At 63.4% G+C, this 25,372-nt stretch carries 23 protein-coding genes and 3 pseudogenes; 16 read left to right on the top strand and 10 right to left on the bottom strand.

The features are described 5' to 3' along the window. Positions 1 to 51: 51 nt before the first annotated feature. Positions 52 to 966: a crotonase/enoyl-CoA hydratase family protein gene (locus SHTP_RS22195; protein WP_011739574.1), complete on the bottom strand. Its 915-nt coding sequence runs from the start codon at positions 964 to 966 to the stop codon at positions 52 to 54. A 91-nt stretch (positions 967 to 1,057) separates the two neighbouring features. Continuing rightward, positions 1,058 to 3,154: a prolyl oligopeptidase family serine peptidase gene (locus SHTP_RS22190; protein WP_096372529.1), complete on the bottom strand. Its 2,097-nt coding sequence runs from the start codon at positions 3,152 to 3,154 to the stop codon at positions 1,058 to 1,060. Positions 3,155 to 3,219: 65 nt separating this feature from the next. On the opposite strand from SHTP_RS22190, the gene exaC reads away from it, so the two are divergent. The 4 genes from exaC to SHTP_RS22170 are packed head-to-tail and all read left to right on the top strand — an operon-like array spanning position 3,220 to position 6,143. Next, on the top strand, positions 3,220 to 4,743 hold the full coding sequence (gene exaC / locus SHTP_RS22185) for an acetaldehyde dehydrogenase ExaC (protein ID WP_096371243.1): 1,524 nt from the start codon (positions 3,220 to 3,222) through the stop codon (positions 4,741 to 4,743). Further along, complete coding sequence (locus SHTP_RS22180) at positions 4,743 to 5,243, top strand: DUF779 domain-containing protein (protein WP_096371242.1); 501 nt, start codon at positions 4,743 to 4,745, stop codon at positions 5,241 to 5,243. Before exaC ends, SHTP_RS22180 begins: the two co-directional genes overlap by 1 nt. A gap of 20 nt (positions 5,244 to 5,263) precedes the next feature. Continuing rightward, positions 5,264 to 5,542: a putative holin gene (locus SHTP_RS22175; RefSeq protein ID WP_012392727.1), complete on the top strand. Its 279-nt coding sequence runs from the start codon at positions 5,264 to 5,266 to the stop codon at positions 5,540 to 5,542. After that, on the top strand, positions 5,535 to 6,143 hold the full coding sequence (locus SHTP_RS22170) for a hypothetical protein (protein ID WP_096371241.1): 609 nt from the start codon (positions 5,535 to 5,537) through the stop codon (positions 6,141 to 6,143). The genes SHTP_RS22175 and SHTP_RS22170 overlap by 8 nt, the downstream gene beginning before the upstream one ends. 30 nt (positions 6,144 to 6,173) lie before the next feature. Here the strand turns inward: SHTP_RS22170 and SHTP_RS22165 are convergent. Further along, positions 6,174 to 7,196: pseudogene (locus tag SHTP_RS22165) on the bottom strand (ISAs1-like element IS2404/ISMul1 family transposase); the annotation flags it as partial. 140 nt (positions 7,197 to 7,336) lie between these two features. On the opposite strand from SHTP_RS22165, the pseudogene SHTP_RS22160 reads away from it, so the two are divergent. Further along, a pseudogene (locus SHTP_RS22160) lies at positions 7,337 to 7,540 on the top strand (transposase family protein); the annotation flags it as partial. 132 nt (positions 7,541 to 7,672) lie between these two features. Further along, complete coding sequence (locus tag SHTP_RS22155) at positions 7,673 to 8,875, top strand: ISAs1-like element IS2404/ISMul1 family transposase (protein WP_420811867.1); 1,203 nt, start codon at positions 7,673 to 7,675, stop codon at positions 8,873 to 8,875. 58 nt (positions 8,876 to 8,933) lie between these two features. Here the strand turns inward: SHTP_RS22155 and SHTP_RS22150 are convergent, their stop codons facing one another. The 3 genes from SHTP_RS22150 to ramB form a co-directional block, all read right to left on the bottom strand. Continuing rightward, a complete protein-coding gene (locus tag SHTP_RS22150) occupies positions 8,934 to 10,175 on the bottom strand; it encodes a PPE family protein (protein WP_096371794.1) in 1,242 nt (413 codons plus the stop codon). A gap of 230 nt (positions 10,176 to 10,405) precedes the next feature. After that, positions 10,406 to 10,972, bottom strand: a complete 567-nt coding sequence (locus SHTP_RS22145; protein ID WP_012392733.1) for a carboxymuconolactone decarboxylase family protein — start codon at positions 10,970 to 10,972, stop codon at positions 10,406 to 10,408. Continuing rightward, a complete protein-coding gene (ramB, locus tag SHTP_RS22140) occupies positions 10,969 to 12,393 on the bottom strand; it encodes an acetate metabolism transcriptional regulator RamB (protein WP_096371793.1) in 1,425 nt (474 codons plus the stop codon). Before ramB ends, SHTP_RS22145 begins: the two co-directional genes overlap by 4 nt. Positions 12,394 to 12,567: 174 nt before the next feature. Here ramB and SHTP_RS22135 point away from each other — a divergent pair, with 174 nt between their 5' ends. The 4 genes from SHTP_RS22135 (at position 12,568) to SHTP_RS22120 (ending at position 16,982) form a co-directional block, all read left to right on the top strand. Next, a complete protein-coding gene (locus SHTP_RS22135) occupies positions 12,568 to 13,362 on the top strand; it encodes an acyl-[acyl-carrier-protein] thioesterase (RefSeq protein WP_015354445.1) in 795 nt (264 codons plus the stop codon). A gap of 307 nt (positions 13,363 to 13,669) precedes the next feature. Next, positions 13,670 to 14,956, top strand: a complete 1,287-nt coding sequence (gene aceA, locus SHTP_RS22130) for an isocitrate lyase (protein ID WP_012392736.1) — start codon at positions 13,670 to 13,672, stop codon at positions 14,954 to 14,956. 163 nt (positions 14,957 to 15,119) lie between these two features. After that, entirely contained in the window at positions 15,120 to 15,986 is an 867-nt protein-coding gene (locus tag SHTP_RS22125) for a 3-hydroxybutyryl-CoA dehydrogenase (RefSeq protein ID WP_012392737.1), read from the top strand. 135 nt (positions 15,987 to 16,121) lie between these two features. After that, the gene (locus SHTP_RS22120) at positions 16,122 to 16,982 is read left to right on the top strand and encodes a cyclopropane mycolic acid synthase family methyltransferase (protein WP_012392738.1); all 861 of its coding nucleotides are present in this window, start codon (positions 16,122 to 16,124) and stop codon (positions 16,980 to 16,982) included. Between the two features lie 231 nt (positions 16,983 to 17,213). Here the strand turns inward: SHTP_RS22120 and pcaA are convergent, their stop codons facing one another. Together pcaA and SHTP_RS22110 are read right to left on the bottom strand one after the other, a co-directional pair. Then, positions 17,214 to 18,077, bottom strand: a complete 864-nt coding sequence (gene pcaA / locus SHTP_RS22115) for a cyclopropane mycolic acid synthase PcaA (RefSeq protein ID WP_096372613.1) — start codon at positions 18,075 to 18,077, stop codon at positions 17,214 to 17,216. Positions 18,078 to 18,233: 156 nt separating this feature from the next. Next, positions 18,234 to 18,938, bottom strand: coding sequence for a TetR/AcrR family transcriptional regulator (locus SHTP_RS22110; protein ID WP_096371792.1), 705 nt, complete (start codon positions 18,936 to 18,938; stop codon positions 18,234 to 18,236). A 137-nt stretch (positions 18,939 to 19,075) separates the two neighbouring features. Between SHTP_RS22110 and SHTP_RS22105 the strand changes: the two genes are divergently transcribed. The 6 genes from SHTP_RS22105 to deoC all read left to right on the top strand — a co-directional run bounded on the left by SHTP_RS22105 (position 19,076) and on the right by deoC (position 23,449). Beyond that, complete coding sequence (locus SHTP_RS22105; protein WP_096371791.1) at positions 19,076 to 20,413, top strand: DUF445 domain-containing protein; 1,338 nt, start codon at positions 19,076 to 19,078, stop codon at positions 20,411 to 20,413. Positions 20,414 to 20,498: 85 nt separating this feature from the next. Then, a complete protein-coding gene (hbhR, locus tag SHTP_RS22100) occupies positions 20,499 to 20,915 on the top strand; it encodes a transcriptional regulator HbhR (RefSeq protein WP_012392742.1) in 417 nt (138 codons plus the stop codon). 354 nt (positions 20,916 to 21,269) lie between these two features. After that, positions 21,270 to 21,842, top strand: a complete 573-nt coding sequence (locus SHTP_RS22095; protein WP_096372612.1) for a heparin-binding hemagglutinin — start codon at positions 21,270 to 21,272, stop codon at positions 21,840 to 21,842. 152 nt (positions 21,843 to 21,994) lie between these two features. Beyond that, entirely contained in the window at positions 21,995 to 22,282 is a 288-nt protein-coding gene (locus SHTP_RS22090) for a DUF2516 family protein (RefSeq protein WP_172900585.1), read from the top strand. A gap of 4 nt (positions 22,283 to 22,286) precedes the next feature. Further along, entirely contained in the window at positions 22,287 to 22,769 is a 483-nt protein-coding gene (locus tag SHTP_RS22085; RefSeq protein ID WP_012392745.1) for a DUF2599 domain-containing protein, read from the top strand. Beyond that, positions 22,769 to 23,449, top strand: coding sequence for a deoxyribose-phosphate aldolase (deoC, locus tag SHTP_RS22080; protein ID WP_011742101.1), 681 nt, complete (start codon positions 22,769 to 22,771; stop codon positions 23,447 to 23,449). Before SHTP_RS22085 ends, deoC begins: the two co-directional genes overlap by 1 nt. Positions 23,450 to 23,467: 18 nt before the next feature. On the opposite strand, the gene SHTP_RS22075 is transcribed toward deoC, so the two are convergent. Further along, a complete protein-coding gene (locus SHTP_RS22075; protein WP_172900584.1) occupies positions 23,468 to 24,514 on the bottom strand; it encodes an LmeA family phospholipid-binding protein in 1,047 nt (348 codons plus the stop codon). Beyond that, positions 24,511 to 25,352: pseudogene (locus SHTP_RS22070) on the bottom strand (carbon-nitrogen hydrolase family protein). The gene SHTP_RS22075 and the pseudogene SHTP_RS22070 overlap by 4 nt, the downstream one beginning before the upstream one ends. Positions 25,353 to 25,372 lie beyond the last annotated feature (20 nt).

Below are 25,372 nucleotides of genomic sequence, written 5' to 3'. Positions count from 1 at the left end.
ACTTCCAGTGCTGGGGCGTAGGGGCCAAGGTCACATTCGTAGTCCATCTCACTATCGGTCGCGATCAGGGACTATCACGTGATTGGGGTTGGGCCGCAGCTCCGGTGGGGCCTGGCTGTAATCACCGAACGGTCCATCTCGACGCTCGACCGCGGCCCGCACTCCCTGGTTTTCGGCGGTTTTGATGAAGTCCAACGCGTCCGGCGTATTGCGCATCAGGCCGTCGAGAATGCCGCCCAGGGTCTGGGTGGATGCCAGCCCCATATTTTCGTAGGCCTGATTGACGATCAGTTTCTGCGCCTGTAGCTGGGACAACGGAATCTGCGCCAGCTCGGCGGCGACCTCGGCGACCCGGGCTTCGAGCCGTTCGAACGGCACCGCCTCGTTGATCAGCTCGATCTGCGCGGCCTGGACGCCGGACAGCGGCCGACCGGTCAAGGAATGCCATTTGGCCTTGGCAAAGCTCAACCGGTAGAGCCACATCCCGGACAGGTACGCGCCCCACATTCGGCTGTACGGGGTTCCGATCACGGCGTCATCGCTGGCAATGACGATGTCGGCGCACAACGCGTAGTCGCTGGCTCCCCCGACACACCAGCCGTGGATCTGCGCGATCACCGGTTTCGACGCCCGCCAGATGGCCATGAACTTCTGTGTCGGGGCGGTCTCGCGGGCGGTGACCATGGCGAAGTCTTTGCCCGGATCCCATTGCCCGTCGGTCATCATGGTTTCGCCCCAATGCTGGAAACCCCCGCCAAAGTCGTAACCCCCCGAGAAGGCGCGGCCGGCACCGCGTAACACGATGACTTTGATGCCCTGGTCCCGTTCGGCCAGCCCCACGGCTGCCTCGATCTCATCGGGCATGGGCGGAACGATCGTGTTGAGGTGCTCCGGGCGATTGAGCGTGATGGTCGCCACCGGGCCCGCTGTCGAGTACAGCAGCGTCTGGAACTCAGGAGTTGGCATAGCCGAAGCGAAGCCGCTGCAGGGCGCCAGTGTCAAGCATCGACATGCCGTGTCAACTGGCGCCGTGCCGGCGCAGTGGCCAAGCGGGAAACTATTTCCGGCTGCCCAGCATTCGCCACAGGAACGAGTAGCTCAGCGTCGATTTGAACGCGAGTTGCTCGTTGTCGGCCGCACCCCCGTGCCCGCCCTCGATGTTCTCGTAGTACCAGACCCGGTGCCCGCTGACCTGCAGCGCGGCGGTCATTTTGCGGGCGTGGCCGGGATGCACCCGGTCGTCTCGGGTGGATGTGGTGATCAGGATCGGGGGATAGGTCCGGTCCGCTGAGATGTTTTGGTAGGGGGAGTATTCGAAGATGAACGCCCAGTCGTCGGGGTTGTCGGGGTCGCCGTATTCGGCGACCCACGAGGCGCCCGCCAACAGCAAGTGGTAGCGCTTCATGTCCAGTAGCGGCACGTTGCAGACCAGCGCGCCAAACTTCTCCGGGTACTTGGTCACCATGATGCCCATCAGCAGTCCGCCGTTGCTGCCGCCCTGCGCGCCGAGCTGGTCGACCGTGGTGATGCCGCGCCGCACGAGGTCGTCGGCTACGGCTACGAAGTCTTCGGCCACCTTGTGCCGGCCCTCACGCATCGCCTGGGTATGCCAGCCGGGCCCGTATTCACCGCCGCCGCGGATATTGGCCAGGACGTAGGTGCCGCCGCGGGCCAGCCATAGCCGGCCCATCACGCCGCTGTAGCCCGGGGTATTGGATGTCTCGAAGCCCCCGTAGCCGTAGAGCAAAGTCGGGCCGGGTCCATCGGAGCCGGTGGGGCGCACCAGGAAGTACGGGATCGACGTTCCGTCTTCGGATGTCGCGAAATGCTGTGATACCGAGATGTTTTGGGCGTCGAAGAAGGTGGGTGCGGACTTGATCTGCTCCAGCTGCGTCGTCGCGGAACCGGCGGTGCCGCGCAGCAGCCGCGACGGTGCATCGAAGCCGCTGGAGTCCAGGAAGAACTCGTCGCCGGTGTCGTCGGCGGCGACGATCACGGTGTTGGTCGATGCGGGGATGCCGCCGATGGGTTCGCGGCGCCAACTTCCCGGCGTGACGATTTCGACTTGGCTGGCCACATCGGCGAGTGAAACCATCAACAGTCGGTCCCGAACCCAGGCGTAGTGGTACAGGCAGGTGTGTTCGTCGGGCTCGAAAACGACGTGCAAATCGCTTGTGCCGCTGAGGAAATCATCGTAGTTCGCGGCAAGCAGCGAGCCGGCGCGGTAGGTCTTAGCGGCGTCGTCCGCGCCGGCTTTGGGGGACCAGTCGGTGCGTAGCTCGATCAGCAGCCACTCGCAGTGAACCGACATGCTGCTGGCATCGGTGGGCACGTCGAGGGGGATCAGTTCTGTCCCCCGCAATTCGTAGCGCTGTCTGTTCCAGAAGTCCAGGGACCGCGATACGAAAGTGCGTTCAAAACCGGGTGTGCGATCGGTGGAACCGCCCGCGCTGACATCGGTGTGTGCGCCCTGGAAAATCATTTCCGCGTCGCTCAGTGGTGTGCCTCGCCGCCACCGCTTCACGATGCGTGGGTATCCGGACTCGGTCATCGAGTCGGGGCCGAAGTCGGTACCCACCAGGATGGTGTCCGGATCGTCCCAGCCGACTTGCGACTTGGCCTCGGGCAGCTCGAATCCGTCGGCGACGAATTCGCGCGTCACCATGTCGAATTCGCGCACGATGACGGCATCCGAACCACCGGGGGACAGGCGGATCAGTGCGCGGGTGAACTCGGGTTCGATCACGTCGGCGCCGGCCCACACCCATTTCTTGTTGTCCGTGCGCCCTAGTTCGTCCACGTCGATGAGCACGTCCCACTCCGGTGCGTCGGTGCGGTAGCTCTCCAGCGTGGTTCGCCGCCACAGCCCGCGGGGATTGTTCGCGTCGCGCCAGAAGTCGTAGAGGTAGTCCCCGCGCCGACGCACGTATGGGATCCGGGCGTCGGTGTCGAGCACCTCGAGTGCCTCGGTGCGCATCCGCTCGAATTCGTCCTCGGACTCACCGCCGCAGAACTGCGCCTTGGTCGGTTCGTTGCGTGCGCGAACCCAATCCAGTGCCTCTTCGCCGGTGACGTCTTCGAGCCACAGATACGGATCGGTTGTGGTGTCTGCCGCGTCGGGAGCTTGGGGAGCCTCAGGAGCCTTGGGAGCCATGGAAGCCATTGTGGCCCCGGCGGTAGTGTGAGCTGTATTACGTGAACTAACGAGGAGCCGATCAGATGACCGTGTTTGCACGTCCGGGTTCGGCCGGGGCGCTGATGTCGTTTGAGTCCCGGTACGGAAATTTCATCGGGGGTGAGTGGGTTGCCCCGGCGCGGGGCCGTTACTTCGAAGACCTGACCCCGGTGACCGGCCAGCCATTTTGCGAGATACCGCGCTCTGATGAGGCCGATGTCGAGATGGCGCTCGACGCCGCACATGCGGCGGCCCCGGCCTGGGGCAAGATGGCCCCGGCCGAGCGAGCCGCGATCCTGAACAAGATCGCCGACCGGATCGATGAAAACAGGGCCGCGCTGGCGGTGGCCGAAGTCTGGGACAACGGCAAACCGGTCCGAGAGGCAATAGCCGCTGACATCCCGCTGGCGGCGGATCACTTCCGCTACTTCGCAGCGGCGATCCGGGCCCAGGAAGGTTCGCTGTCGCAAATCGATCAGGACACGGTCGCCTACCACTTTCACGAGCCGCTCGGGGTGGTGGGGCAGATCATTCCGTGGAACTTCCCGATCCTGATGGGTGCTTGGAAGCTGGCGCCGGCGCTGGCGGCCGGTAACGCGGTGGTGCTCAAACCCGCGGAGCAGACGCCCGCGTCGGTGCTGTACCTGATGTCGCTGATCGGCGACCTATTGCCGCCCGGGGTGGTCAACGTCGTCAATGGTTTCGGCGCCGAAGCGGGCAAGCCGCTGGCGTCCAGCAACCGAATTGCCAAGGTCGCGTTCACCGGAGAGACCACCACCGGGCGCCTGATCATGCAGTACGCCTCACAAAACCTGATCCCGGTAACCCTGGAACTCGGCGGCAAGAGCCCCAACATCTTCTTTTCTGATGTGATGGCCAAGCCCGACGACTTCCAGGACAAGGCGCTGGAGGGTTTCACGATGTTCGCCCTCAACCAGGGCGAGGTGTGTACCTGTCCGTCGCGCAGCCTGATCCAGGCCGACATCTACGACGAGTTCCTGGAGCTGGCGGCGATCCGGACCAAGGCGGTTCGGCAGGGCGATCCCTTGAACATCGAGACGATGCTGGGGTCACAGGCCTCCAACGACCAGCTGGAAAAGGTGTTGTCCTACATCGACATCGGCAAGGAAGAGGGCGCCAAGGTCATTACCGGCGGCGAGCGCGCCGAACTCGGCGGTGACCTGTCCGGCGGCTTTTACATGCAGCCGACGATCTTCAGCGGCACCAACAAGATGCGGATCTTCCAGGAGGAGATATTCGGTCCGGTGGTGGCGGTCATGCCGTTCACCGACTACGACGACGCGATGGGTATCGCCAACGACACCCTCTACGGGTTGGGGGCGGGGGTGTGGAGCCGCGACGGCAACACGGCCTACCGGGCCGGCCGGGACATCCAGGCGGGGCGGGTGTGGGTCAACTGCTATCACGTCTACCCGGCGCACTCGGCGTTCGGTGGCTACAAGCAGTCCGGCATTGGCCGGGAAGGCCATCAGAAGATGCTGGGCCACTATCAGCAGACCAAGAACCTGTTGGTGTCCTACTCGGATAAGGCTTTGGGGTTGTTCTGATGCCGGAGCCGTCGGCACCGTCGGGGGTGGTGATCACCGCGGGCGCCGCTGTATTGCTCGCCCGATTGCAGGACCGGCACGGTCCGGTGATGTTCCATCAGTCGGGCGGCTGCTGCGACGGGTCCTCGCCGATGTGTTACCCGCGCGGCGACTTCCTCGTCGGTGATCGCGACGTATTGCTCGGGACGCTTGATATCGGCAAGCAGACCGGGGCAGAAGGCGTCGCGGTGTGGATCTCCGGTCCGCAATATCAGGCGTGGAAGCACACCCAACTGGTCATCGATGTGGTGCCGGGCCGTGGCGGCGGGTTCAGCCTGGAAGCGCCGGAGGGTATGCGGTTCCTCAGCCGCGGCCGAGTCTTCACCGGCGAGGAGCAGGCGCTGCTGGAAGAGACGCCGGTGATAACCGGTGCCGCCTATGAGCGTGGTGAGCGTCCGGCGGTGCCAGGTGAGGTGGTGGCCGACAACGCGCCGGGTGCGTGCCCGGCCAGTCGGCCCTAGCCGCAGTAAGGTCGTAAGGCGTGATACCCCTTCCACGTGCGTGGCTGCTGACAAGCGCCATGCTGGTCGGTGGCGCGGTCGGGCAATTGGCCGGGGTGGGATCCAGCATTCTGGTTCACACCCGGGTCCGGCCGGACCTCGTTATTGCGCTGGTGGTTGGGATTCCCAGTGTGATTGGCATGTTGGTGATCTTGTTCTCGGGGCGCCGCTGGGTGACGGTGTTGGGCGCGTTCATCCTCGCGTTGGCTCCGGGTTGGTTGGGTGTGCTCGTTGCGATTCAGGTGGCCTCTCATGGCTAAAGACGATCTCGATTCGAACCCGGGAACCGAGCCGTTCGTGCCGGAGTTCGATACCGGTGAACGCTCGGTGCCGTTCGTGCCGGATTTCGATATGGACTCCAAGCCGTTTGCCGGTTTGGCCGCGGTGGTGACGGAGTCGAAGAAGTCATCGGTCGAGCTGGTGGACCTGTCCGACGTGTCGGCGCCGCTGACAACTCTGGATGGGGATTCTCTGGATGGGGATTCGCCGGCCGAGGGCACCGCTACCCCGGCGCCATCGGTTACCGTGCCGAGTCGGTACGTCTACCTGAAGTGGTGGAAGTTCGTGCTGGTCGTGCTGGGCGTGTGGTTCGGCGCGGCCCAGGTCGGGCTCAGCCTGTTCTACTGGTGGTTTCACACCATCGACAAGACGCTGCCAGTCTTCGTGGTGCTGGTCTACCTGGTGCTGTGCGCGGTGGCCAGCTTGCTGCTGTCAATGGTTCAGGGCAGGCCGCTGATCACGGCGTTGTCGCTCGCGTTGATGTCGGCACCGTTTGCCTCGGTCGCGGCCGCGGCGCCGCTGTATGGCTCCTACTTCTGCGAGCATGCGAGCCGCTGCCTGGCCGGCGTCATTCCCTATTAGGCCACGGGCTCAGGGCTCCGGCGTTGTTGATTAGCAGGCTTGTGAGCTGGGGAATTGTGGATTGAGGAGGTCTAGGCGGCGGTTGGCGGTCAAAGCGGTGATCCGGCAGGCTTCGGCGATGTTGTCGGCGCCGTTGAGGCGGTGCAGATTGATCGCGGTGTTGCGTAGCGTTGCTAGGACCTGTGCGCCGTTTCCGGTATGTGCCCTTTGACGGTCTTCGTCGAAGGTGACGTCGCGTATCCAGTGCAGGCTGTTCTCGATTCCCCAGTGTTGACGCATCCAGGTCATGATCGCGGTAGGGCGGGCGTGCTCGAACGGCAGGCTGCAGATGGCATAGACCACCTCCACGCTGCGCTGGTCGGTGGCGGTGATCAAGCGTTCACGAGTGATCCGGATGATTTGTTTTGCGTAGGGGAAGCCGATTCCTCGTGCAGCGGTGATGATTTGCAGGGTGCGGGTCTCGACACGGCCGTGGCCGCGGGAGTCGTCGGTAGCGGCTGCGGGCACCTCGGCCCAGGGCAGCGCGGTGATACGCGCAAGTATTTTGGCTTGGTTGGACTTGACGATCATCAGGTAGTGCGACTTCAAGGTGGCGCAGATCAACTTCGCGGTGACGACCTGGGTATGCATCGCATCCACGGTGACCAGCCACCGCAAGCTACCCGGCAGCAGCGTGAGCAGGGCACGTACGCAGGGAATTTCATTGCTTTTCTCGGCGACAGCGAGTTGACCGAGCACCAATCGGGCACGGTGGGCGAACACCGACACGAGATGCGTGGCTGTCGCTTTGGCGCGTAAAGCACCACGCAGCATCTTGCCGTCCAACGCGATCGGCACCAATCCACTGGGGTCGCTGCTGGCCACGTGTGCAGTGAAGTAACTGCCCATCCTGGCGTTGAGGTCGGCGGGGTCTAGCCGAGACAAAACAGCGCGGAAGGTCTTCTCACTGGGCCGCCGGAACCGGACCCCTAATTGGGCCAACACATCATCGGGAGCGGTGGCCGCCCATGTGGCAAAACCAGCATAGTCGCGCATCCCCGCGGCAGTGGCCAGGGCTCCGGCGTTGTTGATTAGCAGGCTTGTGAGCTGGGTTGATGATCTTTGGTGCCGGGCTATTGGGGCCGGAGTGTAGGCACGGGCTATCTGGAGAACGATCGAGTTGGTTACTGTTCGTCGTTGGTCTGGAGTTGCCCGTGCCTACCGTTTCAGTATTGCCTGTGTCGTCGGTTCCAGAGGTGTTCGACCGCTGGAGTCCTGGTGAGCGCAGCGAGCTCATCGGATCGGAGTTTCTCGATGTGTTGGCCTCGGTGCCAGACCCGAGGGACCCACGCGGTCGGAGGTATTCGCTGATGGCTTTGTTGGCGATCGCGGTTCTGGCCACTGCCGCAGGGCTCCGGCGTTGTTGATTAGCAGGCTTGTGAGCTGGGTTGATGATCTTTGGTGCCGGGCTATTGGGGCCGGAGTGTAGGCACGGGCTATCTGGAGAACGATCGAGTTGGTTACTGTTCGTCGTTGGTCTGGAGTTGCCCGTGCCTACCGTTTCAGTATTGCCTGTGTCGTCGGTTCCAGAGGTGTTCGACCGCTGGAGTCCTGGTGAGCGCAGCGAGCTCATCGGATCGGAGTTTCTCGATGTGTTGGCCTCGGTGCCAGACCCGAGGGACCCACGCGGTCGGAGGTATTCGCTGATGGCTTTGTTGGCGATCGCGGTTCTGGCCACTGCCGCGGGGATGCGCGGCTATGCTGGTTTTGCCACATGGGCGGCCACCGCTCCCGATGATGTGTTGGCCCAATTAGGGGTCCGGTTCCGGCGGCCCAGTGAGAAGACCTTCCGCGCTGTTTTGTCTCGGCTAGACCCCGCCGACCTCAACGCCAGGATGGGCAGTTACTTCACTGCACACGTGGCCAGCAGCGACCCCAGTGGATTGGTGCCGATCGCGTTGGACGGCAAGATGCTGCGTGGTGCTTTACGCGCCAAAGCGACAGCCACGCATCTCGTGTCGGTGTTCGCCCACCGTGCCCGATTGGTGCTCGGTCAACTCGCTGTCGCCGAGAAAAGCAATGAAATTCCCTGCGTACGTGCCCTGCTCACGCTGCTGCCGGGTAGCTTGCGGTGGCTGGTCACCGTGGATGCGATGCATACCCAGGTCGTCACCGCGAAGTTGATCTGCGCCACCTTGAAGTCGCACTACCTGATGATCGTCAAGTCCAACCAAGCCAAAATACTTGCGCGTATCACCGCGCTGCCCTGGGCCGAGGTGCCCGCAGCCGCTACCGACGACTCCCGCGGCCACGGCCGTGTCGAGACCCGCACCCTGCAAATCATCACCGCTGCACGAGGAATCGGCTTCCCCTACGCAAAACAAATCATCCGGATCACTCGTGAACGCTTGATCACCGCCACCGACCAGCGCAGCGTGGAGGTGGTCTATGCCATCTGCAGCCTGCCGTTCGAGCACGCCCGCCCTACCGCGATCATGACCTGGATGCGTCAACACTGGGGAATCGAGAACAGCCTGCACTGGATACGCGACGTCACCTTCGACGAAGACCGTCAAAGGGCACATACCGGAAACGGCGCACAGGTCCTAGCAACGCTACGCAACACCGCGATCAATCTGCACCGCCTCAACGGCGCCGACAACATCGCCGAAGCCTGCCGGATCACCGCTTTGACCGCCAACCGCCGCCTAGACCTCCTCAATCCACAATTCCCCAGCTCACAAGCCTGCTAATCAACAACGCCGGAGCCCTGGTTGAACTACCGGTCCGGGGCGTCGGAATCCAGATTATTTATGTGGGTAATGCCCTACCGCTGGTCGCTTCGGTCAAGCCGTGTTCCCAGGCGGCCGGCAACATCGGCACTCGTGAACCATGGCCGGACTCGCCATTGCCCAGAATCGTCAGCCCCGCGGGCGATTGAACGGGTCGATTGACAGCGGCACCGGCAAAGCCCATTGCATTTTGCTCGGAAGCCACTTCCGGAACCTTGCCGATGGTCGGGGCAGGAATTGTAGTTGACGCCAGCCCGGCGTCGGGCATGCCACCTAGCTGCCAATTATCTTCCGCTGCCGCAAGCTCGGTACCTGCGGTTTCTTGGCGTTGGTCGACGGACTTCGTCTCCAAACGTGTCTGGTCAGCAAGGTACTGGCCGATGGCGACCGGCAAGGCGATCGGCAACGTCGTCGCAAGCGCAATCGGTATTCCGATCAGCGAGCTGACGAGCGCAACTGGCAACAGGGCCGCCAAAAGCGGAGGCGTCACGATAATTATCGCGATAGCGATGTAAAACGCGAAGACGACCACAGAAAACGCGAGGGCAATAAGAATCGGGATGAGTAAAATTGCAAAAATTATTATTGTGTACGCGATGATTGCGAAAACCAAGAAGAATGTTATCGCAATGAGGTTGATCAATATCGCAAGAATGATTTCGATAATATCCAACGGTTGTGCCAGTAGGGGGGCCGCGACGTTGGTGGCTGTGCCGATCTGGGTGTTGAGTATGGGCGGGGCTGGTGTGGTGTGGGGCATCGAGGCCAGCGTCGTGCCCGAGACGACTTGATAGGCGCTCATGGTGGTGGCCGCTTGGACCCACATCCGCGCGTAGTCGGCTTCGTTGAGCGTGATGGGGATGGTGTTGAGCCCAAAGAAATTGGTCGCGACCAGCGTCGTGTGGGTGGTGTGGTTGGCGGTCAGCTCCGCCAGTGTCGGCATCGCAGCCAGCGCACTGGTGTAGGCCCCGGCCGCCACCTCGTGCTCGGCCGCCGTCGCCGCGTAGTCGGCGCTGGTGGTGGTCAGCCACGCCAAGTACGGCGCGTGCGCGTCGACATAGCTCTGCGCGCTGGTCCCCTGCCATGCTGCGGCCTGTACGCCGCCCAGCAAGGTGGTGAGTTCTTCTGCCGCCGAGGTGTGTTCGGCGCAAAGTGCCGTCCATGCCGTCGCGGCCTCGTGCAGGGGCCCGGGGCCCGGTCCCGCGCTGAGCAACGCCGAGTGTACCTCCGGCGGCGAAGCCATCCAGACGGATGCTGTCACAGTATTCCTCCCGAAATTTGATCCGCCACTGAACATCTCCACGACCAACGCAAGATCAAGCGACGCCTACCAGGCAACGGCGTAGTGCGAGAACGGGTCTCCCTCGCGCCGCAGCGTCAGAATTGTCGTGGGGTGCTGAAATTTACCAGGGCGTAGATGAGACCGGTAACCGAGTCCCGTGGGCACGCGGGTCCCATCTTGTGGCGCCTGCTGCTGCTGTGCGCGACGGCCTAGCGGGGGTTGTCCAGCGGTACGCCAAGCGCGGTGATTGTCGCCGCCAACGCATCGTATTGGGTTGCCAGCAGGCAGAACTCGATCAACCGGCGGCGGTTGAGGTGAATCTCGAGCTGCTCCCAGGTGGCGGGTGTGACCGATCGGTTCTTGATCAGTTCGTCGGTGGCAGTGAGCAGCGCCTGTTGTCGGGAGCTGAGGACCCTTCGGGGGCCGTCTCCCTGCGGAGCGTCAGGCCACGCGAAGATCGTGGCCTGCGCCTGGGCGTCCAGCCCGGCGGCGCGCGCCATCCGGCGGTGATGCTGCAGCTCGTACTCGCAGGACCGCAGGTGCGCTACCCGCAGGATCACCAACTCGGTATCGATCCTCGGTAGCCGTCCGTGCAGCAGACGCCCCGAGTAGATCGCCCAAGTCCAGAACAGGTACTGCCGGTAGCCCAGCGCGGTGAACAAGTGCATTTCCGGCGCCCGGACCGAACGGGCGGCCAGCTTGGCCAGCGCCCAGTTGACGGGCCCGAGCTGGCGGATGCCGCCCGACGGGATGCGCGCGACCTGGTCCCCCGTCATGGCTGCTTCACCAGGTAGGGGGACACGGTGCTGCGATGCTCGTCGAGATCGAGTGCGCGCCCGAGGGCGGGGAATGCCCGTTGGGGACAGTTGTCGCGTTCGCAGACTCTGCAACCGGCGCCGATCGGCGTGGCCGCGATATTCGGATCGCCGGACAAATCGAGTCCTTCCGAGTAGACGAGCCGGTGCGCGTGGCGAAGTTCGCAACCCAACCCGATCGCGAACGTTTTACCCGGCTGACCATACCGGGCTGCGCGACGCTCGACGGTCCGGGCCACCCACATGTAGTTACGGCCATCGGGCATCTGCGCGATCTGCACCAGGATTTTGCCCGGGTTGGCGAAGGTCTCATAGACGTTCCACAGCGGGCAGGTTCCGCCGCTGGAAGAGAAGTGAAAACCCGTGGCGGACTGCCGTTTTGACATGTTGCCGGCACGGTCGACCCGGATGAACGAAAACGGGACGCCGCGCATCGACGGTCGCTGCAGCGTCGAGAGCCGGTGCGCGATGGTTTCATAGCTCACCGAGTAGAACGCCGACAGCCGCTCGACGTCGTAGCGGAAATTCTCGGCGACGTCATGAAACTGGCGGTAGGGCAGTACCGCGGCCGCGGCGAAGTAGTTGGCCAGTCCGAGGCGCGCCAGCGTGCGTGACTCATCACTGGTGAACTTGCCGTCGGTCACCATGGCGTCGATCAGATCGCCGAACTCGAGATAGCCGAGCTCGGCGGCCATCTTGAACACCTGCTGGCCCGAGGCGAGGTGATTGCTGATTTCCAGCGTCTTGGTCGCGGGGTCGAAGCGATGCAGCACCGTGTCGCCCAGATCGATCCGTCTGGTGATTCGCACGCCGTGCACCTCGGTGAGGCGGCGCGTCAGCTCGCTGCGCAGATCGCCATGGTGCAACCGCATCTGGATTGTCAGATCCTCGGCCGCGGCGTCGAGCTCGTGCAGATAGTTCTGGCGTTGGTAGAAGTAGTCGCGCACCTCTTCGTGGGGCATGGTGATCGACCCGGTACCGCTGCCGTCGGAGTAGCGCTCCTCGGTAGCGGCGGCCAGCTGTGCGGTGGTGATTCGGTAGCGGCGGTGCAGGTTGACCATCGCGCGGGCCAGGCTGGGATGCGCGCTGACCATTTCGGCGACTTCGGTCGGGTCGACGCTGATGTCCAGATCCCGGTCCATCGTCACCTCGCGTAGCTCGGCGACCAGCCGAGTGTCGTCTTGCGAGGAGAAGAAGGTGGCGTCGACTCCGAATACCTCAGTAATGCGCAGCAGCACCGCGACCGTCAGTGGGCGAACGTCGTGCTCGATCTGGTTGAGGTAGCTCGGCGAGATTTCCAGTAGCTGGGCGAGCGCGGCCTGGCTGAAGCCCCGCTCGTTACGGAGCTGGCGGACCCGCGAGCCGACGAACGTCTTGGACACGCAAGCGAGCCTAGTGAGACAGGTCGGGTCATGTGAAGGCTTGGTTAGCAGAGTTGGCACGCCGACGGGGACAGGTAGTCGATTGGTGTTTCCGGTGCGTCGTTGGCATGATTCGCAACGAGACTCCCAGGGATTAGCTGGGGTTCACGCTAGGAGGAAACGGGGAGTTAAGTCGTGAGCCTGGACAAAGAAATGATGCCGGTGCCGGACGGTCACCCCTCGGTGTTCGATCGTGAGTGGCCGCTGCGCGTCGGCGATATCAACCGCACCGGAAGGTTGCGGTTGGACGCGGCATGCCGGCACATCCAGGACATCGGTCAAGACCAGCTGCGGGAGATGGGTTTCGAGGAAACCCATCCACTCTGGATCGTTCGGCGCACCATGGTCGACCTGATCCGCCCCATCGAATTCCAGGACATGCTGCGGTGTCGGCGTTGGTGTTCGGGAACCTCCAACCGGTGGTGTGAGATGCGTGTTCGCATCGATGGCCGCAAAGGCGGGCTGATCGAGTCGGAGGCGTTCTGGATCCACGTTAATAAGGAAACCGAGATGCCGGCGCGCATTGCCGACGACTTCCTGGCGAGTCTGCACAAGACCACCGCCGTGGAGCGGCTTCGCTGGAAGGGCTACCTCAAGCCCGGTAGCCGCGACGATGCAACCGAGATACACGAGTTCCCGGTCCGGGTCACCGACATCGACCTGTTTGATCACATGAACAACTCCGTATACTGGAGCGTGATCGAGGACTATCTGGCCTGCCACAGCGAGTTGCTGCAGGCGCCGCTGCGAGTCACCATCGAGCACGAGGCGCCGGTCGCGCTGGGCGACAAGCTCGAGATCATTTCGCACGTTCACCCGGCCGGCTCCACCGATAAGTTCGGCCCGGGCCTGACCGACCGCACTGTTACAACTCTCACATATGCGGTTGGCGACGAGACGAAAGCCGTCGCCGGACTCTTCTCGCTTTAACCGGACAAGCGTACGGGTAAATCCCCTTTGACCTGCGAATTTTAGTTACTGGCGGGTAGCTTCTGTAACGGTTCAGTAATCACCCGACTTCGCAAGCTTGGCAAAATAGCCGGAAGTCGTAGCCGAAATTTGCAAGTGAAATGGGTGGACCAGGGGGAATGGGCTATGTCATGGTCGTGTTAGCACACGAGTGAAGTTGAGCCCACGGAGAACTTTCTAGATGTCTTCTAGAAGCTCTCTAAGCCGCCGCCCGGCGGTGGTGGTCTCAGAAATTCAGCAATGTAGTGACCGTAAAAGGAGCCGTCCAATGTCTGTCGTTGGCACCCCGAAGAGCGCTGAGCAGATCCAGCACGACTGGGACCACAACCCCCGGTGGAAGGGCATCACCCGCACCTACACCCCGCAAGACGTCGTCGCCCTGCAGGGCCACGTCGTCGAGGAGCACACCCTGGCCCGTCGCGGCTCCGAGGTGCTCTGGGAGCAGCTGCACGACATGGACTTCGTCAACGCGCTGGGCGCGCTGACCGGCAACATGGCCGTCCAGCAGGTGCGTGCCGGCCTGAAGGCCATCTACCTGTCGGGTTGGCAGGTCGCCGGTGACGCCAACCTTTCCGGCCACACCTACCCGGACCAGAGCCTGTACCCCGCCAACTCGGTGCCGCAGGTCGTCCGTCGTATCAACAACGCGCTGCTGCGCGCTGACGAGATCGCCAAGGTCGAGAACGACCGCTCGGTCGACAACTGGCTGGTGCCGATCGTCGCCGACGGTGAGGCCGGCTTCGGTGGTGCGCTCAACGTCTACGAGCTGCAGAAGGCCATGATCGCCGCCGGTGTCGCCGGTTCGCACTGGGAGGACCAGCTGGCCTCGGAGAAGAAGTGTGGCCACCTGGGCGGCAAGGTGCTGATCCCCACCCAGCAGCACATCCGGACCCTGACCTCGGCCCGTTTGGCAGCCGACGTTGCCGATGTCCCGACCGTGGTCATCGCCCGGACTGACGCCGAAGCGGCCACTCTGATCACCTCCGACGTTGACGAGCGGGACCGCCCGTTCATCACCGGCGAGCGCACCAAGGAAGGCTTCTACCGGATCAAGAACGGTCTGGAGCCCTGCATCGCCCGCGCCAAGGCCTACGCGCCCTTCTCCGACCTGATCTGGATGGAGACCGGCACCCCGGACCTGAAGCTGGCCAAGCAGTTCGCCGAGGGCGTCAAGGCGGAGTTCCCCGACCAGATGCTCGCCTACAACTGCTCGCCGTCCTTCAACTGGAAGAAGCACCTCGACGACGAGACCATCGCCAAGTTCCAGAAGGAGCTGGGTGCGATGGGCTTCAAGTTCCAGTTCATCACCCTGGCCGGCTTCCACGCCCTGAACTACTCGATGTTCGATCTGGCCTACGGCTACGCCCGCAACCAGATGTCGGCCTACGTCGAGCTGCAGGAGCGGGAGTTCGCCGCCGAGGAGCGCGGCTACACCGCAACCAAGCACCAGCGTGAGGTGGGTGCCGGTTACTTCGACCGCATCGCCACCACGGTGGACCCGACCTCGTCGACCACCGCGCTTGCCGGTTCGACCGAAGAGGGCCAGTTCCACTGAGCTGACTGATTGCCGAGCAGACGCAGACTCGCACTTCTGCAGCGCAGTTGATGTGAGTTTGTGTCTGCTCGCCAGGGAAGTTGACAGCGTAGGCCCCGCCCAGCCAACCTGGGCGGGGCCTATTGCAATGCGTCACAAAATCGATTCGCGGGAGAGAAAATAGATGGGCAGCGATGCAGCAATCCAGCGAGTAGGGGTTGTCGGTGCCGGACAGATGGGATCCGGCATTGCGGAGGTCTCGGTGCGTGCCGGCGTCGAAGTCACGGTGTTCGAGACCACCGAGGCGTTGATCACCGCGGGCCGCAACCGCATCGTCAAGTCGCTGGAGCGTGGCGTCAGCTCAGGCAAGGTCACCGAGCGTGAGCGTGACCGCGCCCTGAGCCGGCTGACGTTCACCACCGACCTGAATGACCTGGCCGACCGGCAGCTGGTGATCGAGGCCATCATCGAGGACGAGGCCGTCAAGACGAAGGTCTTTGCCGACCTCGACCGCGTGGTCACCGATCCTGACGCGGTGCTGGCGTCGAACACGTCGAGCATCCCGATCATGAAGGTTGCCGCGGCCACCAAGAATCCGCGGCGAGTGCTGGGGCTGCACTTCTTTAATCCGGTACCGGTGCTTCCGCTGGTCGAGTTGGTCAGCACGCTGGTCACCGACGAAGCCGCCGTGGCTCGCACCGAGGAGTTTGCTAGCGCGGTGCTCGGGAAACAGGTGGTGCGCTGTTCGGATCGCTCCGGCTTTGTGGTGAACGCACTCCTGGTGCCGTATCTGCTGTCGGCGATCCGCATGGTGGAGGCCGGATTCGCTACCGTCGAAGACGTCGACAAAGCGGTTGTTGCCGGGCTGTCTCATCCAATGGGCCCGCTGCGGCTTTCCGATCTTGTCGGCTTGGATACCCTGAAGTTGATTGCCGACAAGATGTTTGAGGAATTCAAGGAACCGCATTATGGTCCGCCGCCACTGTTGTTACGCATGGTAGAGGCGGGTCAGTTGGGTAAGAAGTCGGGCCAAGGCTTTTATACCTACTGAAATTTTCAGCTGCCTCACATGCGGCTCACGTGAAGGTCACAGCCCTGAGGTGGCGTCGTTGCAGTCGTGTGACAGGCGTTTTGAACATCGGGTAGTATTTGCCCCGGATCGACAGATGAGAGGTAGTTTTCCGGAATGACCGAGCTGAGGCCGTTTTACGAAGAATCGCAATCAATCTACGACGTTTCGGATGAGTTCTTCGCGCTATTTCTAGACCCGACGATGGCGTACACCTGTGCGTACTTCGAGCGGGACGACATGACGCTGGAGGAGGCGTCCAACGCGAAGTTTGACTTGGCGCTGGGCAAGCTGAACCTCGAGCCCGGGATGACTTTGCTCGACATCGGCTGCGGCTGGGGCGGCGCGCTGCAGCGGGCGGTAGAGAAGTATGACGTCAACGTCATCGGTATCACGCTGAGTCGCAATCAATTCGAGTACAGCAAGGCCAAGATGGCCAAGATTCCCACCGAGCGCACCGTCGAGGTGCGGCTGCAGGGATGGGAAGAATTTGAGGACAAGGTCGACCGCATCGTCACCATCGGCGCTTTCGAAGCGTTCAAGATGGAGCGCTACGCGGCCTTCTTCGAGCGCTCGTACGACATTCTCCCCGACGACGGCCGGATGCTGCTGCACACGATTCTCACCTATACGCAGAAACAGTTTCATGAGATGGGCGTCAAGGTGACGATGAGTGACGTCCGATTCATGCGATTCATCGGCCAAGAGATATTTCCCGGCGGACAGTTGCCGGCGCAGGAAGATATTTTCAATTTTGCGCAGGCGGCCGGATTTTCCGTTGAAAGAGCGCAATTGCTGCAGCAGCATTACGCGCGGACGCTCAACATCTGGGCGGCGAATCTGGAGGCCAGGAAGGAAGAGGCCATCGCCATGCAGTCCCAGGAGATCTACGACAAGTACATGCACTACCTGACGGGATGCGAGAACTTCTTCCGCAAGGGCATCAGCAACGTGGGGCAGTTCACCTTGGTCAAGTAGGTCACCCAGACCTGGAAGTACGCGGTACGCCCGGCGGATGATTCCGTCGGGCGTTTCTGCGTCAATTGGGGGGTGTCAGACGGGTCAAGCTGGGGCGGCGGGGCCGCGGCGCGATACACCAAGACACTCGCAAGCGCTCATGCGGCCGGCGCACGGCCCGTTCCCGACAACGCCAACGCCAAGCCGCCGATCGCGTCCCGCGGAACGCGACCGGGCGGCTAGCCGGTGTGGCTACTTCTCCAAAGTGAACTGATCGATGTCGGTGTAGCCCTGGCGGAACAGCTTCGCGCAACCCGTGAGGTACTTCATGTAACGGTCGTAGACCTTCTGCGACTGGATGGCGATGGCCTCTTCCTTCTTGGCTTCCAGCGCGGCGGCCCAGATTTCCAGCGTCCGTGCGTAGTGCAGTTGCAGCGACTGCACCCGAGTCACCTTGAAGCCCGCCGCGGTCGCGTGCTCTTCGACCGTCGGGATTGTTGGCAGCCAGCCGCCGGGGAAGATCTCGGCGAGGATGAATTGTGAGAAGTGCACGATTTCGTGGGTCAGCCCCAGCCCCTTCGCCCGGGCCTCCTTGAAGGTGGGGCGGGCGATGGTGTGCAGCAACATGATTCCGTCGGCCGGCAGCGCTTGGTAGGCCATCTTGAAAAAGTGCGCGTAGCGCAGGCGGCCGAAGTGTTCGAAGGCGCCGATCGAGACGATGCGGTCGACGGGCTCGTCGAACTTCTCCCACCCTTCCAGCAGCACCCGACGGCTGCGGGAGGTGTCGATCTGGTCGAACATCTGCTGAACGTGGGCGGCCTGGTTCTCCGACAACGTCAGGCCGACAACATTGACGTCGTACTTCTCAATGGCGCGCCGCATCGTGGCGCCCCAGCCGCAGCCGATGTCCAGCAAAGTCATCCCGGGCTCGAGGTTCAGTTTGCCCAGCGCCAGATCGATCTTGGCGATCTGCGCCTGCTCGAGGGTCATGTCGTCACGCTCGAAATATGCGCAGCTATAGGTCTGGCTCGGGTCGAGAAATAGCCGGAAGAAGTCGTCAGACAAATCGTAATGGGCTTGCACATTGCCAAAATGCGGCGTGAGCTGGACGGACATAGTGATGGAGCCTTTCTGTTCCACAGGGCTTAGCTCAGCGCACCCTGGCGTGCCCCCCGGTTGCCCCCATGGATGGTAGCTGCTTTACAGCGGTACAGAACCCACGCCGGTATCCGGCGGATATCGCGGGCGCCTGGTAGGAGGCTAGGCAGTTGCCTAGTCGTCCACCCGTGGGGGCACGATCGGCGACGGGTGCGGCTGGTCACGGAACTTCTCCAGAGAGCCGCCGGCCTCCACGATGCCGCACAGTGCGCTCCAGCTCAGCATTGTCAGGTAGTCGATGAGTTCGTCGCTGGTCATCCGCGGGTCCGACATCCAGGAGTGGGTAGCCAGCTGCACACCGCCGACGATCAGGTATGCCCACGGTTCCACGCCGCCGGTGTTCATCCCGGCCTCGGCCATGCGCCGGCGCAGCATCACCGCGAGCATGCGGGCGATGATGCGCTCCGAGTCGGCGATGACTTTGCTCTTGCTGGCCGAGCTGTTGGCCATCACGAACCGATACGGTTCCGGTTCGGCGGCGACGGTTTCGACATAGACCCGGATGATCTCGCGAGCCAGGTCGAAGCCGTCCAGGTTGGAGGACAGCGCTGCCGCCATGTTGGGGATCAAGGTGGTTTGCGCAAAGCGCATCATCACCGCGGTCGTCAGATCGTTCTTGTCGACGAAGTAGCGGTAGAGGACCGTCTTGGAAACCCCGATCTCGGCCGCGATCTCATCCATGCTCAGGAAGCGGCCGTGTCGGCGGATCGCGACGATCGTGCCGTCGACAAGCTCGTTGCGCCGCTCCACCTTGTGTTGGTGCCAGCGCCGCTTGCGACCATCTGTTTTCCCCGTCATAGCCGGGATACGCTCTACCACTTTCTGCTGGTTTCCACTTACTAGACGCCCTTGATACTACGGCTTGTGCAGTTACATATGGCGCATCGGCGGTGCGTGCGCGAGGCCCCACAACAGTGCAGTCACACTAACCCGTGGCAGTTATAGCGGATGATGGTGTGGTGGCACACAGAGCCGAGCCTTCGAGTTCGCCGCCGGCATCGATACACCAGATGTCTTTTGCTGAGTCGTTCGCCGGCGCCGATCCGCAGGCAGATGCGGCCCGGCGGGTGGGCCTGCGTCGGATGAAACTGGTGGCGCTGGGGTTCCTCGTCGGCGCCACCATCGTGTTCCTGGCATGTCGGTGGGTGCAGGCTCAAGGTGGGGCGCCGCTGTGGGTCGGGTACCTCGGTGCCGCCGCGGAGGCCGGCATGGTCGGTGCGCTGGCCGACTGGTTCGCCGTGACGGCGCTGTTCAAGCATCCACTGGGGATCCCGATCCCGCACACCGCAATCATCAAACGCAAGAAAGACCAGCTGGGCGAGGGGCTGGGCACGTTCGTCCGGGAGAACTTCCTGTCGGCCCCGGTGGTGGAAACCAAGTTGCGCGATGCGCAGGTCCCCAGCCGGCTGGGGAAATGGCTCGCGGATTCCGGGCATGCCCAACGGGTGGCGGCCGAGGCCGCCACGGTGCTGCGGGTGCTGGTGGGGCTACTGCGCGACGATGACGTCCAGCACGTGATCGACCGGATGATCGTGCGTCGTATCGCCGAGCCGCAGTGGGGTCCGCCGGTGGGGCGGGTGCTGCAGACCGTCCTGGCCGAGAACCGGCAGGAAGCCCTGATCCAGCTGCTGGCCGACCGTGCCTTTCAGTGGTCACTGAACGCGGGGGTGATCATTCAGCGGGTGGTCGAGCGCGACTCGCCAACGTGGTCGCCGCGATTCGTCGACCACATGGTTGGCGACCGCATCCACCGCGAGTTGATGGATTTCACCGACAAAGTTCGGCGCAACCCCGATCACGAACTGCGCCGTTCGGCGACCCGCTTCCTGTTCGAGTTCGCTGACGATCTCCAGCACGATCCGAGCACCATTGCGCGCGCCGACACCATCAAAGACCAGTTGATGGCCCGCGACGAGGTCGCCAATGCCGCGGCGACCGCATGGAAAACCATCAAGCGGCTGGTGCTCGAGGGCGTTGACGACCCGTCCAGCGTCTTGCGCAGCCGGATCGCCGAAACGGTGGTCCGAATCGGCGAATCACTGCGCGACGACGGCGAGCTGCGCGACAAGGTGGACGACTGGATGGTGCGGGCGGCGCAGCACTTGGTCTCGCAGTATGGGGTCGAGATCACGGCAATCATCACCGAGACGATCGAGCGTTGGGACGCCGAGGAAGCCAGTCGGCGCATCGAACTACACGTCGGCCGTGACCTGCAGTTTATTCGGATCAACGGCACGGTTGTGGGGGCGCTGGCCGGTTTGGTGATCTTCGCTATCGCGCACTTGCTGTTCTGAAGGTGCTAACAAGCGCTTGCAAAAGCAAGCACCTCTCCGTACCCTTGGGTGCGTAAACGACTACCACTAGCGAGGGAGTGCACCGATGCCGGGGGAGGAAAAGCTGGGCGCCAAGGTGTCCGCGGTGTCCTCTAAGGCCTCCGATATTGGCAGCTTCATCAGGACGCAACGCGAGAATGCGCACGTCTCGATGCGGCAGCTTGCGGAGCGCTCCGGTGTCAGCAATCCTTACCTGAGCCAAGTCGAGCGTGGGCTGCGCAAGCCGTCCGCTGATGTCTTGGCCCAGATTGCGAAGGCGCTGCGGGTATCCGCCGAGGTCCTTTATGTGCGTGCCGGGATTCTCGAACCGAGCGAGACCAGCCAGGTGCGTGACGTCATCATCACCGACACGGCCATCACCGAGCGTCAAAAGCAAATTCTGTTGGATATCTATGCGTCGTTTACCCAGCAGAACGAAGCCGTCCGTGAGGAGTGTTCGAGCCCATCTGAAATTGACGATTGATTAAGTGGTCGGCCGCCAGATGTGAGATTGGCGACGTCTAGAGCGCCGGCCGTCGGGTAACTCAATAGGGATAGACGTTGCGAATGCGCCGTCGAGTACGCGTCTGCGGGTTTGTGTGACCGGCAATCGCGAACCGCGGGAACAGGTTCTGGCCAGCGAAAAATCAGGCCTGTATTGGCAACTGGAAACTGGACCGTCCACCGATCCGACGACTCAGGAGGTTCCCCGCAATCCGCGCGCTACGGCAATCCGTGGGTCTTGACTATTCCCCCAGAGGAGCCGACGCTTGCCCCAACTTCCATTTCAAGTCTCGATAGCGCCAATAACGACAAACAATCCATGAAAGGAAACAACATGGCTGAAAACACGAACATGGAGGACCTGCGGGCGCCGCTGCTTGCCGCGCTCGGTGCCGCCGACCTGGCTCTGGCCACCGTCAACGACCTGATCGCCAACCTGCGTGACCGCGCCGAAGAGACCCGCACCGACACCCGTAGCCGGGTCGAGGAGAGCCGCGCTCGCCTGACCAAGCTGCAGGAGGACCTGCCGGAGCAGTTCACCGAACTGCGTGAGCGTTTCACCTCCGACGAGCTCCGCAAGGCTGCCGAGGGTTACCTGGAGGCCGCCACCGGCCGGTACAACGACTTGGTTCAGCGCGGCGAGGCCGCCCTGGAGCGGTTGCGTAGCCAGCCGGCCTTCGAGGACGCGTCGGCTCGCGCCGAGGGTTACGTGGACCAGGCTGTGGAGCTGACCCAGGAGGCGCTGGGCACCGTCGCGACGCAGACCCGCGCCGTCGGTGAGCGCGCCGCCAAGCTGGTCGGCATCGAGCTGCCGAAGAAGGAAGAACTCGAGGCTCCCGCCAAGAAGGCTCCCGCCAAGAAGGCTCCGGCCAAGAAGGCTCCGGCCAAGAAGGTCACCCAGAAGTGATCCGGGCCGAGCTCGGCTCGGGCCGATAACATTCACGATTCGACTCCGAGTCGCCCAGTCGGGCGGCTCGGAGTCGGCGTTTTTGGCCCGCGAGTCACCGGTAAGGCGGCTCGGAGTCGACGTTTTGGCCAATGCCCGCATAGTCTTTAGGGGTGAGCCAACTCGTAGGTACCGTCCTGTTGGTCCTGCAGATCGCCGTCCTGGTAACGGCCGTGTACGCGTTTGTGCATGCAGCGATGCAGCGGCCTGATGCCTATACCGCCGCTGACAAGCTGACCAAGCCGGTGTGGTTGGTGATTCTCGGCGCGGCTGTGGCACTGACCTCCATCCTGGGCTTCGTCTTCGGCGTGCTCGGGATGGCGATAGCCGCGTGTGCGGCCGGGGTCTATCTGGTCGACGTGCGGCCCAAGCTGCTCGAGATTCAGGACAAATCCCGCTAGCCGGATGAAAGTCCTGTTGGCCGCGCCAGTCGCGGTGCTTATCGCCATGCTGAGCGCGCCTGATGCTGCGGCCGATGCGGGTGCCGGAGATGCCAGCGCCGCGCAGCCAGTTCATTCGCCGCCGTTCGTGGACCACACCGAATGGGCGCAGTGGGGGTCATTGCGGGGCCTGCGCGTGTTCCCGACGTCGGCCGGGCGCGCGGCCGCCAGCCAGTTCGGCATGACCGCCGCGGCCGCGGAGGAGGCGTGGGCGGAGGTACTGGCGTTGGCTCCGGAGGCCGACACCCCTGGCATGCGGGCACAGTTCGTCTGTCACTGGGATTTCGCCGAGGTCGCAGCACCCGGCAAGAGCAGCTGGAATCTCGAGCCGTGGCGCCCGGTGGTCGATGACGCCGAGATGATTGCCTCAGGCTGCAATCCGGGCGGCCCTGAAGAGGCCGAACTTTCACGGGCGGTTGTGTCGTCTGCAGACGGGGGTCAGTCTTGATGCCGGGTCAACCAACCCGAGACCAGGTGGCGGCGTTGGTGGATCACACCCTGCTCAAGCCCGAGGCTACTGCCGCCGATGTGGTGGCCCTGGTGGCAGAAGCCGCCGACCTCGGCGTTTACGCGGTCTGCGTTTCGCCGTCGATGGTGCCCGCCGCGGTCTCGGCCGGCGGCGTCCGGGTAGCCACGGTGGCGGGTTTCCCGTCGGGCAAGCATGCCTCGGCGATCAAGGCGCATGAGGCGGCGCTTGCCGTTGCCTGCGGTGCCGTTGAGGTCGACATGGTCATCGATGTCGGTGCCGCGCTGGCCGGGCACCTCGATGCGGTGCGGTCCGACATCGAGGCGGTGCGTTGCGCGACCTCCGGGGCGGTGCTGAAGGTGATCGTTGAGTCGGCGGCGCTATTGGGTCTGGCCGACGAGTCCACGCTGATCGGCGTGTGCCGGGTCGCCGAGGACGCCGGAGCGGACTTCGTCAAGACGTCTACCGGCTTTCATCCCGCAGGCGGCGCTTCGACGCGCGCCGTCGAAGTGATGGCCAGCGCCGTCGGCGGACGACTCGGGGTCAAGGCCAGCGGCGGCATCCGGACCGCCACCGACGCGGTCGCGATGCTCAGTGCCGGTGCAACCAGGCTGGGCCTGTCCGGCACCCGAGCGGTCCTCGAGGGGCTCGGCCAGAACTGATCTGCGGTTACACCGCGCTCAGAGGTTGGCGAAACAGGGATTCTGGCTACCGGTCGGGATGGTGGCGTTGCGGGTGGAGAAGTGGCTGACCACACCGGTCGTGGTGACTTGAACGCTGTCCGCGTGGATCCCCAGCGGATAGTTCCTGGTCAAGTCTGCGGTGAAGTCGTTCAGTGTCGACTGCACCGCTTCCTTCGGCAGTGAGAAGCCCAGCGTATTGAAGCTCACGATCTGCAGCTCCAACCCCTTGCCGGACACCACTGGCCTGGCGATGATGTCGTTGAGCATGCCCTTGAGTTCGATGGTGCCGTCGGCGGGGTGTGTCACCACGCTGTTGGTGACGAACTCGCCGAGGATCGGGATCGCGTTCTGCACCGATTCCTTGATGCCATCCGATGTCCAGGAAATGGTGGCATCCAGTGCTCCAAGTGTGCCCGCGGAGTTCGGCGTGCTCTTGAGATGGACATCTTGAATGCTGATTCGAAGCTTCATGCCCTTGGCGTCACGCACCTGGTTGCCCGCCGTCTCGACCGTGATGTTGGTGAAGTGGCGGGTTGCCAACTGCCACAACAACAGGGGTGCCACGCCGAACGACGCGGTGGCCTTGTCTTTGACCTCACATGCCACCGCGGCGGCAACCTTGCCGTTGGCGACATGGCGAGCGTAGAGCTCGCTGGCGATCACGCCGGCGAGGACCAGCGAGAACACGATGATCAGAATCAAAAAGATGGATAGTGGGTCCCGGCGTGAGCGTCGTTTGCGCGTTCCCGCCAGCGGCTCTTCCTCTGGCGTGGCAACCGACGTCGTCTTACTGGCGCTCGAGGCGGGCGGAGAAGTGGATTCCGGCCGCCGCGAATCGGCGTTGCTGGCGGCGATGGGCTCCGCCTGCTGCGGGCCGATGCCGGCCATCGTCGGCGGCTCTTGCTGGGGGTTGGCGGGCTCGCCCGAACGGAACGGCCCACCAGACGGGTCAACCGGGGACGGGGGCTGGCCAAGGGGGCCTTGATTGCTGGGGCGCGACCAAGTCGACGGGCCCTCGTTGGGTGGGCCTTGCGGGTTCGTCACCTACGCGATTGTGCCTTATCAGTCTGAGTGAAGCGCGATTGGTTGCGCAGCATTCCTATGTTATCGCGTGCCGCACCTACCTTGGCGAGGTCGATGTCGGCGACAACGAGTTGCGGGTCCGACCCCGCTGACGCCACCACTTCACCCAGCGGGGAGGCGATCAGGCTGCCGCCCCCCCTCGCGGTGCACCGGAACCTCCGCCCGGATCCGACGCGGTGTCTCCCGGGTCGGCCTGACCCGCCGCGGCCACATAACTGGCCGAATCCAGGGCCCTGGCGCGGGCCAGTAGCGTCCACTGGTCAAGTTTGCCAGGGCCTGAGCCCCAGGAGGCGCTGACCACGATCAGTTCGGCGCCGCGCCGAGCCAGCTCGGTGTAGAGGGCCGGAAAGCGGATGTCGTAGCAAACTGTCAAACCGACCTGGACGTCGTCGACCGTGATCACTACCGGCTCGTGTCCCGGCGCGACGGTACGCGACTCGGCAAAGCCGAAGGCGTCGTAGAGGTGGATCTTGTGGTAGTGGTCATCTGGCTGATTCGGTGCGCCCGGACCCGCTGCGAACAGTGTGTTTGATACCCGTCCGGCATCGGCGGGGGTAAACATCCCCGCCACCACCGTTATTCCGGTCTGGGCGGCGATCCGGCGCACCCCGTTGGCCCAGGGGCCGTCCAGGGGCTGTGCGACGGGTCCCAACGGGACGCCGAACCGGCACATGGTCGCTTCGGGGAACACCACCAGCCTGGCGCCGGCATCCGCCGCCCGCTCGGCATAGTCACGCACCAGCTCAAGATTTGCTGTTGGGTCAGTGCCACTGAGAATCTGTGCCAGCGCGATTCGCATAGCAGCCAGCTTAGGACCCC

This window comes from Mycobacterium ulcerans subsp. shinshuense (assembly GCF_002355775.1).
GTDB classification, from domain to species: domain Bacteria; phylum Actinomycetota; class Actinomycetes; order Mycobacteriales; family Mycobacteriaceae; genus Mycobacterium; species Mycobacterium marinum.
This window is presented reverse-complemented; position numbering and strand designations above follow the sequence as displayed.